At 35.8% G+C, this 17,235-nt stretch carries 18 protein-coding genes; 6 read left to right on the top strand and 12 right to left on the bottom strand.

What is annotated here, in order from left to right; genetic code table 11:
• A partial coding sequence (locus tag GA0061080_RS13110; RefSeq protein WP_141683093.1) for an integrase core domain-containing protein occupies window positions 1-119 on the top strand: 119 nt, incomplete at its 5' end.
• A gap of 73 nt (window positions 120-192) precedes the next feature.
• Here GA0061080_RS13110 and GA0061080_RS05445 read toward each other — a convergent pair.
• The 4 genes from GA0061080_RS05445 to GA0061080_RS05430 form a co-directional block, all read right to left on the bottom strand.
• The gene (locus tag GA0061080_RS05445) at window positions 193-816 is read right to left on the bottom strand and encodes a hypothetical protein (RefSeq protein WP_141683092.1); all 624 of its coding nucleotides are present in this window, start codon (window positions 814-816) and stop codon (window positions 193-195) included.
• A gap of 110 nt (window positions 817-926) precedes the next feature.
• Entirely contained in the window at window positions 927-1,373 is a 447-nt protein-coding gene (locus tag GA0061080_RS05440) for a hypothetical protein (protein WP_065635762.1), read from the bottom strand.
• A 12-nt stretch (window positions 1,374-1,385) separates the two neighbouring features.
• Complete coding sequence (locus GA0061080_RS05435) at window positions 1,386-1,640, bottom strand: hypothetical protein (protein WP_091122295.1); 255 nt, start codon at window positions 1,638-1,640, stop codon at window positions 1,386-1,388.
• A gap of 124 nt (window positions 1,641-1,764) precedes the next feature.
• Window positions 1,765-2,529: a hypothetical protein gene (locus tag GA0061080_RS05430; protein WP_091122292.1), complete on the bottom strand. Its 765-nt coding sequence runs from the start codon at window positions 2,527-2,529 to the stop codon at window positions 1,765-1,767.
• A 472-nt stretch (window positions 2,530-3,001) separates the two neighbouring features.
• Here GA0061080_RS05430 and GA0061080_RS05425 point away from each other — a divergent pair, with 472 nt between their 5' ends.
• Together GA0061080_RS05425 and GA0061080_RS05420 are read left to right on the top strand one after the other, a co-directional pair.
• Window positions 3,002-3,436: a PTS sugar transporter subunit IIA gene (locus GA0061080_RS05425; protein WP_167349188.1), complete on the top strand. Its 435-nt coding sequence runs from the start codon at window positions 3,002-3,004 to the stop codon at window positions 3,434-3,436.
• Window positions 3,429-4,817 (top strand): PTS fructose transporter subunit IIC, encoded by a 1,389-nt coding sequence (locus GA0061080_RS05420; RefSeq protein WP_091122288.1) that lies wholly within the window; start codon window positions 3,429-3,431, stop codon window positions 4,815-4,817. The genes GA0061080_RS05425 and GA0061080_RS05420 overlap by 8 nt, the downstream gene beginning before the upstream one ends.
• 82 nt (window positions 4,818-4,899) lie before the next feature.
• On the opposite strand, the gene GA0061080_RS05415 is transcribed toward GA0061080_RS05420, so the two are convergent.
• Window positions 4,900-6,579, bottom strand: a complete 1,680-nt coding sequence (locus tag GA0061080_RS05415; RefSeq protein WP_091122285.1) for an amidohydrolase — start codon at window positions 6,577-6,579, stop codon at window positions 4,900-4,902.
• A gap of 149 nt (window positions 6,580-6,728) precedes the next feature.
• On the opposite strand from GA0061080_RS05415, the gene matP reads away from it, so the two are divergent.
• The 3 genes from matP to cysB all read left to right on the top strand — a co-directional run bounded on the left by matP (window position 6,729) and on the right by cysB (window position 10,969).
• The gene (gene matP / locus GA0061080_RS05410) at window positions 6,729-7,193 is read left to right on the top strand and encodes a macrodomain Ter protein MatP (RefSeq protein WP_091122283.1); all 465 of its coding nucleotides are present in this window, start codon (window positions 6,729-6,731) and stop codon (window positions 7,191-7,193) included.
• A gap of 29 nt (window positions 7,194-7,222) precedes the next feature.
• Window positions 7,223-9,832: a type I DNA topoisomerase gene (topA, locus tag GA0061080_RS05405; RefSeq protein WP_091122281.1), complete on the top strand. Its 2,610-nt coding sequence runs from the start codon at window positions 7,223-7,225 to the stop codon at window positions 9,830-9,832.
• 165 nt (window positions 9,833-9,997) lie between these two features.
• Window positions 9,998-10,969: an HTH-type transcriptional regulator CysB gene (gene cysB / locus GA0061080_RS05400; protein WP_091122279.1), complete on the top strand. Its 972-nt coding sequence runs from the start codon at window positions 9,998-10,000 to the stop codon at window positions 10,967-10,969.
• A 97-nt stretch (window positions 10,970-11,066) separates the two neighbouring features.
• Here the strand turns inward: cysB and hisIE are convergent, their stop codons facing one another.
• Genes hisIE through hisD form a run of 7 tightly spaced genes read right to left on the bottom strand, consistent with a single transcriptional unit; the run spans window position 11,067 to window position 17,233 of the window.
• Window positions 11,067-11,693 (bottom strand): bifunctional phosphoribosyl-AMP cyclohydrolase/phosphoribosyl-ATP diphosphatase HisIE, encoded by a 627-nt coding sequence (gene hisIE / locus GA0061080_RS05395; RefSeq protein WP_091122276.1) that lies wholly within the window; start codon window positions 11,691-11,693, stop codon window positions 11,067-11,069.
• Window positions 11,687-12,463 carry an imidazole glycerol phosphate synthase subunit HisF gene (hisF, locus tag GA0061080_RS05390; RefSeq protein ID WP_091122273.1) on the bottom strand — a complete coding sequence of 259 codons (777 nt, stop codon included), beginning with the start codon at window positions 12,461-12,463 and terminating at the stop codon, window positions 11,687-11,689. The genes hisIE and hisF overlap by 7 nt, the downstream gene beginning before the upstream one ends.
• Window positions 12,445-13,182 (bottom strand): 1-(5-phosphoribosyl)-5-[(5-phosphoribosylamino)methylideneamino]imidazole-4-carboxamide isomerase, encoded by a 738-nt coding sequence (hisA, locus tag GA0061080_RS05385; protein WP_091122309.1) that lies wholly within the window; start codon window positions 13,180-13,182, stop codon window positions 12,445-12,447. The genes hisF and hisA overlap by 19 nt, the downstream gene beginning before the upstream one ends.
• 17 nt (window positions 13,183-13,199) lie before the next feature.
• Window positions 13,200-13,787 (bottom strand): imidazole glycerol phosphate synthase subunit HisH, encoded by a 588-nt coding sequence (gene hisH / locus GA0061080_RS05380; RefSeq protein ID WP_091122271.1) that lies wholly within the window; start codon window positions 13,785-13,787, stop codon window positions 13,200-13,202.
• A complete protein-coding gene (gene hisB / locus GA0061080_RS05375; protein WP_091122269.1) occupies window positions 13,788-14,855 on the bottom strand; it encodes a bifunctional histidinol-phosphatase/imidazoleglycerol-phosphate dehydratase HisB in 1,068 nt (355 codons plus the stop codon).
• Between the two features lie 8 nt (window positions 14,856-14,863).
• On the bottom strand, window positions 14,864-15,922 hold the full coding sequence (gene hisC / locus GA0061080_RS05370) for a histidinol-phosphate transaminase (RefSeq protein ID WP_091122266.1): 1,059 nt from the start codon (window positions 15,920-15,922) through the stop codon (window positions 14,864-14,866).
• 9 nt (window positions 15,923-15,931) lie between these two features.
• Complete coding sequence (gene hisD / locus GA0061080_RS05365; RefSeq protein ID WP_091122263.1) at window positions 15,932-17,233, bottom strand: histidinol dehydrogenase; 1,302 nt, start codon at window positions 17,231-17,233, stop codon at window positions 15,932-15,934.
• Window positions 17,234-17,235 lie beyond the last annotated feature (2 nt).

The following is a 17,235-nucleotide window of genomic DNA, read 5'->3' as shown; positions in this document are numbered from 1 at the left end:
TACAACGCGCTTTTTCGGCTTATGCTTATTGGTATAATCATAAACGATTACATTCTTCGTTAGGCTACTTGCCTCCCGTTGAATTTAAAAAACACTTACCCCTTAATTTTTTTGTTTGAAAATGTGTTGCCATTCCAATGTTTCTCTTTTAATTCATCAAATGGATTAGATATATGTGATATCTCTTTCCTGTTATTTTTTCCAACTAAATTTTTTACCCGATTGTTTTTTTTGTAAACATTCTTCAGTAGTATATTGTTGTGGGCAGGCAAAGCAGTCTTTTGTATTTTCATTGGTAAAATTTAAATCATCAGGGATTTTTATGATACCATTTATTGGTTTTATATCTTGACTTAAGCAGATCAAATTTGCTCTTTCAGCAGTATAATCATCTTTTGCTGTTTCTATTGTAAAAACTATACTATCCCAACCAGTTTGTTTGAAAATTTCCAATTTCTTATTTCTTTCTCGAATAAATAGTTGATAGGTGCTTACGCCTATTCTGTTTTGTATTTCGACAATAGCAAAATCCGATTTATTTATCAGAGAGATTTCAAAAACTCTTTCATAGATATTTAGTTGATCTAAAAAAACATCAGATTGCAAAATTATCTTATGAGAAAAAATATCAAAAGTATCCAAAATATAAGTACTTTCGAAATCAGCTTTTATGATGGGTGACATAGTTTTAGCCGTTTCATGAATATTCTTTTTTTCATTGAAGGAACTAACTTCCACATTTTTTTTATTTAATTGTTCATTGCTACAACTAGATAGTAAAACAATAATAAAAATATAGATTATTTTATTTTTCATATAGCTATCGGTTAGGACATTTTTTATCATATTCTATAAATTCTTTGATCCATTGAGTATATTTTTTTCTTTCTTCATTGTTAATAAATTTATATTGTCAGAATACTTTTTTATGCGCTGCAATCCATAGTATAAAAATCTAGAATGGTTAAATACCATTTATTATCCAGTTGTGTAAGATAAAATATGAAAATATTTTTTTCATCATTCGGTAATATACCTGGAAAGTTTTCTATATATACAACTTTAACTGTTTTAGAGGCTATTTTATCGGCAATGGATTGGTACTTCTCCCAAATAGGGCTTTTTTCAAATTGATAGTGTTTTAATTCCCAATGATAATAATCAAGCGCTATTTTTAAAGCCTCAATATTTTTTTCTTTTGGATTGGCATACAGACCTAGTTTAGTGACTTTTTCACTACATGGATTAAATGTAGGATATTGTTCATATTGTATTTTAGGATTGCCAGATATTGAAACCCCTAGCAATTCATCTTCTATCCAAGACGGTATAGTATTTTCAATTATTTTATTATTAGATTTTAAATTGTTCAATTCTTCAATTCTTCAATTCTTCAATTCTTCAATTCTTCTCATTGTTGGGCTGGTACTCGCATTATATACAATGAAAAGTCCTATATCTTTATGAATATATTGGTTAATTCCTTCAAAATCCTTTTTATTAAAAAAGTTAATAAGTTGATACACCGTTGGTTCAAACTCTTGTTGTGGGGCGGTTTGAGTAACTGCTTGTTGATTTTCTATTTTTTGACTGCATGATAGGTTAGCCAAAGACCATAGAATTAGTAATAATATTCTCATTTTAATTTTCCAAAAAATGGGCATTTGTTTTATAAGTATCCTTATTTTCGTGATAAGAATAAAAATTTTTTAAACCATCCTAAGTAAACGGTAAGGTATGTATAATAATGATTTTTATCATTTTTTAATCTCTTTTATGAACTTCAATGATTTTATTATCCATAATGTCCGGTGATTGAAAATAATATCTTTTATCCTTAATAAACAGGGTAAAGATAAAATTGCCTTGCGTTTGTTCTTTTGCTAATCCTTGATAAACTCGAATACTATCATCCTCTTTTAGAAATAGTGGTAAATCATAATCAAGCGTATTAAGTTTAATCTTAGTATCACTAATAGTAAGTGTTAAATTAGTGGAGAAATAATGCCCATTAAAATCTTTTAAGGTAGTAGGTTGATATTGCAAAATAGTGTTAATTGCTGTTTGATCATGTTGTTTGTACCGTTCTTCTAACTCAGGATGTTGTTCGACTAATGCCTCGGTGACAAAGTCACCGATAAAGTATTGTGAAATTTTAGGATCTCGACAAGAAAAAAGCTGTGATTTATCGGTATGCTTTTCGGTAAGTAAAAACCAAGATTCTGAGCCTAACAGAACATCATAAAGTTTATTATTTTTTGTTAATTCAGCTTTAATATAGATACCATCAGGGGTAAAACCATAAAAATGTCCAAAATCAACATCATTGGGTAAGTACTCTTCGTGCTTATTTTGAATAATTTCCAGGATATTGTCTGCACTTAAATTCCAATCTAAACACATTTGATAATAAATTAGATTTCGAAATTTTAAATCATTACATGACTTAGAAATATTGGTTATCTCATCTTGTGCTTTACAAGAGAAAATTATTAATAGGCTTGTTATCAGTATTAAAAATTTATTCATTATTTTCAATCTATATCGTTATTTTTTATATCATATTTGGAATGGCTAAATTTTCAAATAAAAAAATGATAAAGGTGAGCATTGTCTAATATATTGGTGAGGATCACACTGCTCGCTTTTTAGGTTAAATTTTTGTAAAAAATATTCAGGATTCTATACCGTCTAAAGATTAAAAAAATGATAAGAGTGATACGAACTTTAAATTGAGATATGACATAGCCAAAAAATATTTAGCAATTTAAATGATATAAAATAGAAACTTAAATGATTTTTTAAATTTTATTACAGTTAAACCGCATAAAACGATTTTGGAAAAAACACATTATGCATTTTAATTTTCATATTTGTGATCCAAATCTATTATTTGTCAGACAAAATAAATGTCAGCATAAATCAATTGTTGTACATTAAATGCAAAGACATGAAAATTAATTTATCTTGGGCAGTTATCATAAATAAAGAGGATCTATTTATGCAGTCAATCCCTGTTTTATCGGTTGATTTAACCAGTGAAGTTACGAATCTGAAATCATCCATCATTAATTTAATGGCTGAAACTAGCCAACCTTATTTAATAGATGTTAAAAGTTTTTTTGAAGATGTGATGGCTCATGAGCAAGAAATGGAAACAGATGTGTTGCCAGATATTGCATTGCCTCATGCTAAAAGTACCGCAGTTAATACACCATTTATTGTTGTCGGTAAATGTATTGATGGCATAGTTTGGAATAATGGTAATAAAGTTAAATTAGTTATTTTAATTGGTGCACCAGAGCATGCCAATAAAGAGCATTTATCCATTATTGCTAAATTAGCATCGAATTTAGCTAATGATGATTTTGTCGAAGATTTGCTCAAAAGCGATATTCAATCTGTGGCAAACAAGATTAGAGGTTTATATGAGTAGAAAAAAAATTGTTGCGATTTGCGCGTGTACCGCAGGCATGGCGCATACATATATTGCTAAGCAAAAAATTGAAAATGAAGCCAAAAAAAGAGGGTGGGATTATAAGGTTGAAACGCAAGGCGCTGCTGGAATTGATAACCCATTAACGGAGCAAGATCTTAAAACAGCGGATGTTATTGTATTAGCTACTGATATTTCAATCGAAAATGCTGATAGACTGGAACCTTATAAAAATATTATTAAAGTTAGTACTGGTGAAGCTGTAAAAAATACCGTTACAATTTTTAATAATGCGGATCAAATATCAACCAAAGAAGTTAAAGATAGTATAGGCAAAGAAATATTTAGAGCGTTAAATACAGGTATTAGTAAATTTTTACCAGTTATCATCGCATCAGGAATACTTTTTTCAATTGTGTTAATGACAGGCGATGTTACTAATGACGATATCTTACCAAGCAATCAATTTTTTGTCGATTTAAAACAGGTTGCACTATATGGTTTTGCCATGATGGTTCCCGTACTAGCGGCCTACATGGCTTATTCCATTGGAGGAAATGCGGCTTTAGCGCCAGCATTTATTATGGGATATGTAGTGAATAATCCAATTGGTGTTAATCAAGTCAGTACAGGGTTTATTGGTGCAATGATTTTTGGTATTTTAATCGGCTATTTCGTGAAATGGTTGAAAACGATTAAAGTCCATCCGGTAATTGCCTCGATTATGCCAGTGATGCTCATCCCTACGGTGACGATATTAGTGATGGCACCACTTTATATTTATGGATTATCTTATCCTCTCGATTGGTTTGTTAAAGTTATGGTCGCTACTTTAAAAGGGATGTCAGAGGTGAATGCCGCATTTTTAGGTATTGGAATCGGAGTATTAGCGGCGCTTGATATGGGAGGTCCATGTAGTAAAGCGGCGACTGCATTTACCTTAGCAGCAATGGCTGAGGGGGTTTATGGTCCAAATGGCGTGTTTCGTATGTGCTGCGCTATTCCACCATTAGGTTTAGCGGTGTCATCATTGATTATTTCACGTTCAAAATATACTAAAGAAGAAAAAGAGTTTGGAATAACAGCTTTTTTCTTATCGTTAGCCGGGATAACCGAAGGTGCTATTCCTTTTGCCGCCAAAGATCCTAAACGCGTTATCATTGCAATTGTTGTTGGTACAGCGGTTGCAGGTCTGTTAGGCATGATAAATGGCATAGATTCGCTTGTCGCATTTGGTGGTTTAGTGGCATTAGGTGGAGTCACTAAAGGTGCAATGTGGTATGTCATTGATATGTTTATAGGTGCGTTTATTATCGCAGCTATTTTACATTTCACTAAAAAAACAGCTGTTGAGAGCGAAGTAAATACGGAAGTTGAATGATAACAGGTAACTACACTGGCGATAGTTGCCAGTGTAGTGATTTACAGCGTTAAAAACGTAAAAGTTAACTGTGCATTTTGCACTATTGTTGATAAACTGTTTTTCCGCCAACGATAGTGGTTAGTACTTTCACATTTTGAATATCGGTTGTTGGAATAGTAAATGGGTTGCGATCTAAAATAATTAAATCAGCAAATTTACCTTTTTCAATTGAACCAATATATTCATCTTGATTTAATACATATGCAGCATTGATAGTGGCACTACGTAATACTTCGGTAATAGTTAAATTACGATCGCTGTCTAATCGTGGATGATCAGCATCAATTTGTCGAGTCATAGCAATTTGGAAATCATACCATTCGTTTAAAGGATCAATTGGCCAATCACTTCCAAATGCGCAAGTTACACCTGCATTTATATATTGTCCGTGAGCTTCTAAACCATTATAACGATCAGGGCCAAATAACGTTTTATACTGTTCGATCATCGCCGAGCTACAGCCAGCCCATTGGAACGAAAAGACTACACAAGTATTCAATTGCTGATATCTAGCAAATTGATGTGACGCACTAAGCTCATTATGGGCAGTACTTGGACGAATATCTGCATCAGGCAATGCTTTACGCATTTTTTCAATGGCATTTAAAACAACTTCAATCGCACCTTCGCCTACTGTATGCATATGTGGATGGAATCCAGATCGAGATGACTCAAGAATTAAAGCATCTAGCATTTCGGTAGAATAATAAAGATCACCATAACGATCTTTTTCATTTTCTAGCAAATAAGGTTTTAATAGCCTAGCAGTCATTAATGGAGCTTGCATTACACCGTCAACAAACAACTTAGTATGCGAAATTTTAATCCCTGGTTTAGGTTGCCAGTTTTTATCATCATAACGAGCAGCAAACTGCTTTACTTTCTCAATGACATTTGGAATATCGGCGATTGATGACACATCATCAGGTGGCAATTCCCGAGCGCCGAACAGACGGATAGAAAGCCCATCTTGTTGCTGTAGTCTTAAAAAGGCATCGGCTTGGGTTTCAGTAATTCGAGCATCCATAACAGCAGTAACGCCTTGTTTATTTAATTCTGCTTGCGATAATTTAGCAATATTAAGTGCTTGTTCATCTGTTAGTTTAGAAATACTATCAAAAGCACGCATGGCAGGGGCATCTTCTAATATACCATTTAATTCGCCGTCATCAGTACGACCAATTTTACCATCCGATGGTTCTGGAGTGTTTCTATCTAAACCAAATTTCTCTAATGCTATACTGTTAGCAACCAAAGTATGGCAATCATTTGAAAACAAAATAACAGGGCGTTTTGTATTGAGTTTATCAAGATCAAAACGAGTAATATCTGTACCAATTGGTAACACTTCTTGGCGTAACCAACCACGGATTTGTAGCCAATGATTATTATCGCTTATAGAATCTTTATCTAAATATTGTTGTATAATGGCTAAAGTCTCATCAATAGTTAAACTTTGGTAATTTAAATTACATGATGATAATTGCATGCCACCCCAAAAGGTGTGTAAATGTGAATCAATAATGCCAGGCATCATTGTTTTGCCTTGCAAATCATAAATTATTGTATGATTATCAATATAGTGACTGTTATTTATTTCTTGCGTGGAGCCTGTTGCAATAATATAGCCATTTTCAATTGCGATAGCTTCACACACGCTGTCTTGCTTATCTGCGGTGTAAATATAGCCATTAATATAAATAACATCAGCTTTAGCCATTATGTAGGGTTCCTTAAATAAAAAGAGCAAAATGAAAGGCTCACGATAACAGATTTATAAAAAATTTGTCAAACGCAATAATTTTCTTTATTGTGTGAGCAGATTATGCTACAAATAGCTATTTAGTTACAGCGTCACAAGATGAACGGATGAAATATCAACAGCTAGAAAACCTTGAATGCGGTTGGAAATGGAACTATCTAGTTAAAAGGCACTTAGAAGGCGAGTTAATTACACGCTATATTGAAAAAAGCGCTGCGCAACATGCGGTCAATGAGTTATTGTTGTTAGAACATAACCCAACTGGTGTTGTTGATTGGATAAAACAGCATTTAAACCCTGACTTAGATAATCGCCTGAAGCAAACTATTCGGGCAAGGCGAAAGCGCCATTTTAATGCAGAACAACAATATACTCGGAAAAAATCCATTGATTTGGAATTTTTAGTCTGGCAACGATTGGCTAATTTAGCTAAACGCCGTGGATGCACGTTGTCACAAACAATTACACAGCTAATTGAAGATGCTGAGCAGAAAGAGCAGTATGCAACAAAAGTATCAACAATTAAAGATGATTTGCTGTCAATGCTTGATGTAGAGCAAAACAGTAAATAACGTAAATTACAGGATAAATAGGTTTAATTATGGGAAAATCCCTTGTTATTGTGGAATCACCAGCCAAAGCAAAAACGATCAATAAATATCTTGGCAAAGATTTCGTGGTTAAATCAAGTGTAGGTCATATTCGCGATCTACCTGTGAGTGGTAGCAGCCAACGAGCTGAAAAATCAACAAAAGACAAAAAAGATAAGGCTGAGAAAAAAGTTAAACGATCAGAAAAACAGGTATTGGTTGATCGAATGAGCGTCGATCCATATAACGGTTGGAAAGCTCATTATGAAATTCTACCCGGTAAAGAGCGGGTTGTATCTGAACTTAAAAAACTAGCAAAAGACGCTGACATGATTTATCTCGCAACTGACTTGGATAGAGAAGGAGAGGCTATTGCTTGGCACCTTAAAGATGTCATTGGGGGCGATGATAGTAAATACCGCCGTGTGGTATTTAACGAAATTACCAAAACCGCAATCAAAAATGCGTTTAATCAGCCATCAATGCTGGATATGGATCGGGTTAATGCACAGCAAGCACGTCGATTTATGGATCGGGTTGTTGGCTTTATGTTATCGCCATTACTTTGGAAAAAGGTTGCTAGAGGATTATCCGCTGGCCGTGTACAATCTGTTGCTGTACGCCTTGTTGTTGAGCGTGAACGCGAAATTCATGCTTTCATTCCTGAAGAGTACTGGGATCTGTTTGCTGATTTGAACACGGCTAAAAATGAGCCATTAAGTTTACAAGTTACTCATTATAAAAATGAAGCATTCGAACCTAAAGATAAAGTTGCCATTGATATTGCATTAGCTGAACTTAGTAAAAACCAATATCAAGTAACTAATATTGAAGAAAAGCCAACTAAGAGTAATCCAACGGCACCTTTTATTACCTCAACTTTACAGCAGGCTGCAAGTACACGTCTTGGTTTTGGTGTTAAAAAAACCATGATGTTGGCTCAAAGATTATATGAAGCAGGTTACATTACCTATATGCGTACTGACTCGACCAATTTAAGTCAGGATGCGCTAGTGATGGTACGTGATTATATCGGTAAAAATTTTGGCGATAAATATCTACCAAAATCGGCTAATGTATACAGCAGTAAAAAGAACTCCCAAGAAGCGCATGAAGCGATTCGCCCATCAGATGTTACTATCTTAGCTGATAATCTTAGTGATGTTGAAGCTGATGCCGCTAAATTGTACCAACTAATTTGGCGCCAATTTGTAGCTTGCCAAATGACATCGGCTGAATATAACTCAACAACAATTACGGTTAATTCAGGTGATTTTACTTTAAAAGCCAAAGGTCGGACATTGCGTTTTGATGGTTGGACTAAAGTGCAGCCACAACTAGCCAAAAATAATGAAGATAAAATATTACCATCACTATCAATAAACGATAAGCTTGATTTTATAAACTTAAATCCAAATCAACATTTTACCAAACCACCAGCAAGATATAACGAAGCATCTCTTGTTAAAGAGCTTGAAAAGCGAGAAATTGGGCGACCATCAACTTATGCAACCATTATTTCGACAATTCAAGATCGTGGTTATGTGCGTTTAGATAATCGTCGGTTTTATGCTGAAAAAATTGGTGAAATTGTTACCGATAGGCTTAGTGAAAATTTCAATGATCTAATGAGTTATGATTTTACAGCACGTATGGAACATGCTCTGGATGAAATTGCTCATAAAAAACAAGAATGGCGGGAAGTACTTGATCAGTTTTTCAGCGACTTTAGTCAGCATCTTGAGGTTGCTGAACAAGCGCCAGATAAAGGAGGAATGCAGCTTAATCCATTAGTGCTAACACCTGAAATTAAATGTCCAAATTGTGGGCGTGAAATGGGTATTAAAACTGCCGGTACCGGTGTATTTTTAGCTTGTTCAGGCTATGCGTTGCCACCTAAGGAGCGTTGTAAACAGACCATTAACTTAATTCCTGAGCACGAAACATTAAATATTCTAGAAGAAGCTGAAACAGCAGAAACTGATGCTTTAAGAGCACGCAAACGTTGCCCAAAATGTCACACGGCGATGGATAGTTATCTACTTGATAATGAACGAAAACTACATATCTGTGGCAATAACCCGATTTGTGATGGTTTTATTGTCGAAAAAGGTAACTTTAAGGTTAAAAGTTACGAAGGACCAATTATTGAATGCGAAAAATGTGGTTCAGAAATGCATTTAAAATCAGGGCGATTTGGTCTATATATGGGCTGTACTAATCCTGATTGTAAAAATACACGTAAAATTCTAAAAAATGGTGAAGTTGCACCACCGAAAGAAGATCCTGTTGATTTACCGGAACTTCAATGTAGTAAATCCGATGCGCATTTTGTGTTACGTGATGGTGCTTCAGGAATCTTTTTAGCTGCGCATAACTTTCCAAAATCAAGGGAAACACGTGCCCCTTTGATTGAAGAGTTACAACGTTTTAAAGATCGCTTACCAGAAAAGTTTATTTACTTAACCGAAGCTCCAAATAAAGATCCTCAAGGCAATCCTTCTATTGTTCGTTTTAGTCGTAAAAATAAACAACAATATGTCACTTCTGAAGTTAATGGAAAATCGACAGGTTGGATTATGCAATATGTGGATGGCAAATGGGTTAATGGTAAAAAATAAGTAAGAACCTTTAAATTTTGTTAAAAACTTTCAGGAAAGTATGCGTTTGAGTATAAAAACAATTGTTTTTGTGCTGATGTGTAAAAAACTTACTTTCTAAATTCTCCCTTTTGAAGCATTATTAAAAGGGAGAAAAGTATACAGTTAAAGGAGCGTTTGAGTGTTATGAAATTGCAACAATTACGCTATATTGTTGAGGTCGCAAATAATGATCTTAATGTATCGCTGACATCCGATAAACTGTATACCTCTCAACCCGGTATTAGCAAACAAATAAAGCTATTAGAAGATGAACTTGGTGTGCAAATTTTTACTCGAACAGGTAAACATCTTTCTCAAATCACACCTGTTGGTGAAAAAATCATTGCTATTGCTCGAGAGATCCTCAATAAGTCCAATGATATTAAGATTATCGCCAAAGAGTTTAGCCAACCAAATCAAGGCTCATTAACGATTACCACTACCTATACTCAAGCACGTTATTCCTTGCCAATTGTGATTCAACAGTTTATGCAGCAATATCCAAGTATCACATTGCATATGGAGCAAGGATCATCCACTCAATGTATTTTACAAACTCAAGCAGGTCTGGCTGAATTTGCTATTGTGACCGATATCTCACAGCTTAGTGATGATATGATTGCCTTACCTTGTTATCACTGGAACCAAGCTGTGATAGTGATGAAAGATCATCCGCTTGCCAAAAGTAAATTAATTTCGATTGAAGAGCTTTCAAAACATCCGTTAGTTAGTTATGATTTTTCTAATGATGGTTCAGATTTAAATCAAGCTTTCTTGCGTGCTAACCAATCGCCTAATATTGTTTTTAGCACAACGGATGCTGAGTTAATTAAAACTTATGTTAAATTAGGCGTTGGCGTTGGTATTGTTGCAAAAATGGCGGTGATCAATACTTCAGATGACGATTTAGTTGTACTTAATGCTGGGCATATTTTTCCTTACAGCACGACTTATATCGTTTTTCCTCGCTCATTATATTTACGCAGTTATATGTATGATTTTATCAGTCAGTTTTCGCCTCATTTGAATCGACAAGCTGTAGATAAACTTATGTTATGTGAAAACAATTCCGAAGTATTAACGATGTTTAACGGGGTAAAATTACCCGTTTACTAATTTATTCTATCTTTTTATGAGAATAAAAAATTGAAACATTGAAATATTGAAACATTGAAACAAAGTGCGACATACTCGCACTTTGGATGGATTATAACTATTTATGTCTTGCTTTTAAAATACCAATGACATCTTGTAAAGACAAATTCTGGTCTTGGAGTAAAACTAATAAATGATAAATTAAATCGGCAGATTCATTTTTTAGTTCCTCTCTGTCATGAACTGTTGCAGCAAGGGCTGTTTCAACGCCTTCTTCTCCCACTTTTTGGGCTATGCGCTTAGTTCCGTCATGATACAGTTTTGCGGTATATGATGATTTAGGATCGGCATTTTTGCGCCCTGCAATTATCTGTTCTAATTCAAACAAAAATCCCCATTGGGTTTTAGTCGAAGCAAAACAACTTGTTGAGCCGGTATGACAAGTTGGGCCAACTGGATCAACTAAAATCAATAACGTATCATTATCACAATCCGTTGAAATACTCACAACATTAAGAAAATTGCCAGAAGTTTCACCCTTTGTCCAAAGGCGCTGTTTGGTTCGTGAATAAAAAGTGACTTTGCCGCTATTTTGTGTTTGTGCTAACGCTTCTTGATTCATATAGCCAAGCATTAACACATCGCCCGAAACATAATGCTGAATAATGACCGGCATTAAATTATCCACTTTTTGCCAATTGAGTTGTTGTAAATCTAATTGGGTATTGCAATTTTGCGTTAACATAATCGAATATTTACTCCATGCTGTGCCAAATATTGTTTAAGTTCACCAATATTAATAATTTGTTTATGAAAAACTGAGGCAGCTAATGCTCCATCAACTTGTGCTTCATTAAATGCCTGTAAAAAATGCTCAATAGTACCAGCACCGCCTGAAGCAATTAGTGGCACGTTGCATACTTCTCGAACGGCGTTTAGTTGAATAATATCATATCCATTACGAACGCCGTCTTGGTTCATCATATTAAGAACAATTTCACCTGCACCACGTTTTTGTACCTCCTGTACCCAGTCGAGAGTGTTCCATTTTGTGGCAACGGTACGTTTTTCGTCACCAGTAAATTGATAAACATGATAATTGTTTGACTGTTTGTCATACCAGCTATCAATGCCAACTACAATGCACTGTACTCCGTAACGATCTGCAAGCCGTGTAATTAAACTAGGATCAGCAAGGGCAGGGGAATTAATCGAAATTTTATCAGCTCCAAAGGTTAATATTTGACCTGCATCTTCAACCGTTTTAATACCACCAGCAACACAAAAAGGGATATCAATCACTTCGGCAACTTTTGCGATCCAACTTTTATCGACAACACGGCCATCTGACGAAGCGGTGATATCATAAAAAACGAGCTCATCTGCGCCTTCATCAGCATATCTTTTTACTAAGGGGACTATGTCTCCAATAATTTCATGATTACGAAATTGTACACCTTTAACCACTTGTCCATCGCGAACATCTAAACAGGGAATTATTCTTTTGGCCAACATGAAATTGCCTCCTGAACTGTAAATTTTTCTTCAAGTAAAGCACGGCCAACAATGACACCTTTAACACCACTGTCTTTCAGTGCTTTGACATCACTCAATTGACCAATTCCGCCAGACGCTTGAAATGCAATCTGTGGGTATTTACGACTGATTTGCTGATACAACTTAACGTTTGAGCCACTGAGTGTGCCATCTTTAGAAATATCTGTACACAATACATGCCTTAAGCCATAAGGAAGGTAATCATCAATCACTTGTTCTAGTGTTTGACAGGAATCTTCTTGCCACCCATGAATAGCGACATATTTATTTCCTTGATTGTCAATGCGGACATCAAGAGCCAATACTAGCCTTTCTGCGCCATATTTTGAAAACCACTGTTTGACCAATTCGGGTTGCTTAATAGCTGTCGAACCAATTACTATGCGAGCAGCGCCGGCAGATAGCAATGATTGTATATCTTTTTCAGTACGAATTCCTCCACCAACTTGAACTGGTATTTGCACACCATTAATCAGAGTTTGTATTAGCGAAATTTGCCGTTTTTGAGGATCTTTCGCACCGGTTAAATCAACAAGATGTAATAGTTTAGCACCTTGTTTTTCATAATCCCGTAAGCGTAAAAGTGGATCGTTGCCATAATCACGTTTTTGCTCATAATCGCCTTGATGTAATCGCACAACGGAACCATCGATTAAATCAAGTGCAGGAATGATTATTGGAAAAGCTATCATAGTTACATCTCCAAAAAGTTTTTTAGCAATTTTGCACCGGCTAAGCCAGAACGCTCGGGATGAAATTGCACGCCGTAAAAGTTTTCTTTTTGTACGGCTGCGGTAAAGCTTTCGCCGTAATTGGTTTCTGCTATTGTTGCTGAGCATAATGGCATCGCGTATCCATGTACAAAGTAAAAATAAGCATCATCAGGAATACCTCGAAATAGATGATGACCGGCTTTAGGGGAAACCTGATTCCACCCCATATGTGGTAAAGGTAAACCACAATCAGGAATTTTTCTAACTTTTTCGTGAATAATTCCCAATGTGTTAACATGTCCTTCGGTACTATAATCGGCTAAAAGTTGCATACCAAGGCAGATCCCTAATACAGGTTGAGTACAGACTTTGATAAGTTCAATTAAATTACGCTCTTTTAATTTTTTCATTGCTGAACTTGCGGATCCTACTCCAGGTAAAAATAACTTATCTGAGCTGAGCACGATATCTGGGGAAAGGCTAATTATTGGATCATAACCTAATCGTTGCACGGCATATTTGACCGAAGATAGATTAGCACAGCCAGTATCTAGGATGACAATCTTCATTTATAGTACTCCTTTTGAGCTTGGTAATCGGTCACTTTCAATTTTGATGGCTTGCTTTAATGTTCTAGCAAAAGCTTTAAATAAACTTTCTACTTTATGATGATCATTATCGCCTTCTGTTTCAATATGCAATGTAATAGCCATAGCATAACTTATTGAGTAAAAGAAATGTTCTACCATTTGCGTGCTCATATCGCCAACTTTAGGGTGAGTAAACTCTGCTTTAAATTTTAGATAAGGGCGTCCTGAAATGTCTATTGCACATTTGGCCAAACACTCGTCCATAGGGATAACAGAGGCATAACGGGTAATACCACGTTTATCACCGAGTGCTATTTTTAGTGCCTCTCCTAAAGCTAGTCCAGTATCTTCTATGGTATGATGATCATCAATATGTAAATCACCATCAACTTGGATATTGAGTTTAATTCCGCCATGAGTCGCAATTTGATCGAGCATATGATCAAAAAAACTAATTCCAGTATTAATTTGACTGCCACCTTGGCGATCAAGCCACACTTCAACAAATATTTTAGTTTCTTTGGTATTACGTTCAACTTTTGCATAACGATCTTTAGTGGTTAATCGTTGGGCGATTTCGTCCCAGTTTAAATTTTCAGGATGATATCGTAATCCTTTGATTTGCATGTTTTCAGCCAATCGAATATCCGTGACCCTGTCACCAATAACATAACTGTTTTGTTTATCTAATTTACCACTAGTAAGATATGGCAAAACTAATTGGATTTTCGGCTTACGACACTCACAATTATCTTCTGGAAAGTGTGGGCAAATTAAGACATCCTCAAAATTAACACCTTGCGATTTAAAAATCTGCATCATTAGATTGTGTGGACCATCAAAATCAGCCTGTGGATAACTACTAGTCCCAAGCCCATCTTGATTGGTGACCATCACTAAATGGTATCCCGCAGTTTGTAGCTTGAGTAGGGCTGGGATCACATTAGGTTCAAAAGCCAATTTTTCAAACTGATCAACCTGAAAATCAACCGGCGGTTCAGTAATTAATGTGCCATCTCGATCAATAAATAAGTACTTTTGTAACATTTTTGCTCCTATTTAATTGTTTTGAGCGCAGAAATGACTGCTTCGCACTCGGCTTGGGTACCAATGGTAATACGAATAATATTTTGTTGCCCAATAGAGCTACTTTGATCTCGTAAAATAATACCTTGGCGCCATAAAATATTAAATACATCTTTATCATGTTGAAATTTAACACATAAATAGTTGGAATAACTCGGATAAACTTTTTCGACAATTGGCAATTGTCGAAGTAATTTGGTAAATTTTTCCTTTTGATTATTTAAATTTACCACATGTAGCTTCATGGTATTCACACCATCTTTACTCAATGCTTGAGCTGCAATATCAGCAACTGGGGTTGCTAGAGGGTATGGTGCAATAACCTTCTGTAAGGCTTCGATCACAGGTTTATTAGCAATGGCAAAACCGCAACGTAATCCAGCCAAAGCAAAGGCTTTGGATAATGTCCGTAAAATCACCAAGTGAGGATAGTCATTAAGCCAACTAACGACACTAGATTCAGGCGAAAACTCAATATAAGCCTCGTCAATAATGACCAAAGCACGATCTTTGGCAATATTAAGTAAAGCTTTGATATCATCAGAATCGATTAAATTACCGGTCGGATTATTTGGTGAACAGACATAAATTAGTTTTACAGTATCAATATTTTGTTTTATACCCTCAAGATCAAGCTGCCAATCAGAAGTTGTTAGCACGGTTTTAGTTTTAATACCTAATGTCTCAGCACTCACTTGGTACATGCCATAAGTTGGTGGACAATATAAAATACTATCGTGCTGAGGCTCACAAAATGCACGCATTAAAAGCTCAATGGCTTCATCAGCTCCACGGCTAACAATTAACTGATCGGGTTGCACACCTGCATATTGTGCATAACGCTGAATTACTTTTTCAGGCTGTGGTTCTGGATAACGATTTAAGGTTTGCTCGGACAACTCAAAATGTGGTGCGACGGGGTATTCGTTCGCATTGAGCCACACATCGCCTTGACCACCAATTCGCCGAGCAGATTGATAAGGTGTTAATTGCTGAACATTTTTTCGAACTAATTTATTGATATCCATTTTAGCCACCTATTTTTGATTTGTTGAATTTAATACCGCAAGCCTAAGGCTAACTGCTTGTTTGTGGGCGGTGAGTTGTTCAGCCTCTGCCATAAGCTCAACGGCATTACCTATTGCTTTTAATCCTTCTGGTGTTAATTTTTGCACCGTCATACGTTTTTGAAAATCAGCAAGCCCAAGGCTAGAATATGTGGCTGTATAGCCATAAGTTGGCAAAACATGATTGGTTCCTGAAGCATAATCGCCTGCTGACTCTGGTGACCAATCACCCAAGAAGATCGAGCCAGCACTAGTAATTTGTTCAACTAATTCATCCGCATTCGCAGTTTGAATAATTAAGTGTTCTGGACCATAGCGATTGCTAATAGCAACACATTCATCCAAATTTTTAGTTACAATAAGGCGACTTTCTTGTAATGCTTTTTTAGCGATATTTTGGCGCGATAGTTGCGTAAGTTGCTTATCGACTTCAATCGATACTGCTTGTGCTATTTTTTCATCAGGTGTTAACAAAATAACTTGTGAATCAGGACCATGTTCAGCTTGCGACAAAAGATCGGCAGCAATAAAAGCAGGATTTGCTGAACTATCTGCAATCACTAGTACTTCAGACGGACCAGCTGGCATATCAATGGCTGCGCCATCAATGCATTGACTAACTTGGCGTTTAGCTTCGGTAACGTAGGCATTTCCTGGACCAAAAATCTTAGCTACTTTAGGCACTGATTCGGTACCAAATGCCATAGCTGCAACCGCTTGGGCTCCGCCAAGCTGGTAAACTTCGGTCACGCCACAAAGTTCAGCCGCATATAATATTTCATCAGCAATGGGCGGTGGTGAACATAAAATAACTTGACGACAACCCGAAATTTTAGCAGGTGTTGCAAGCATTAACACAGTAGATAATAAAGGGGCAGAACCACCTGGAATATAAAGCCCAACTGAATCAATAGGGCGCGTTACTAACTGACATTTTACGCCCGGCATTGTTTCGACCATAATGGGTTGATAGGCTTGCGCTTGGTGGAATTTTTCAATGTTGGCAACCGCTAATTGCATAGCTTGTTTTAATTCAGAATTAACACGATTTGCGGCGGTTTTTATTTCTTCTTTTGTGAGTTTTATTTGTTCAATTTTAACTTTATCAAATTTGCGACTTAATACTTTTAGTGCATCATCGCCGTACTGTTTTACTTGTTCCAAAATATCTGCCACCGCTTTACTAATTGAATCAGAAGCATTAATTGCAGGGCGAGTAAGTAGTTTATTTCGTTGATCGTTAGTACATTGTTGCCAATAAGAGAGCTTCATAT

It is taken from the genome of Gilliamella intestini (assembly GCF_900094935.1).
GTDB lineage: Bacteria > Pseudomonadota > Gammaproteobacteria > Enterobacterales > Orbaceae > Gilliamella > Gilliamella intestini.
The sequence above is the reverse complement of the archived record's forward strand: the minus strand, read 5'-3'. Positions and strand labels throughout refer to the sequence as shown.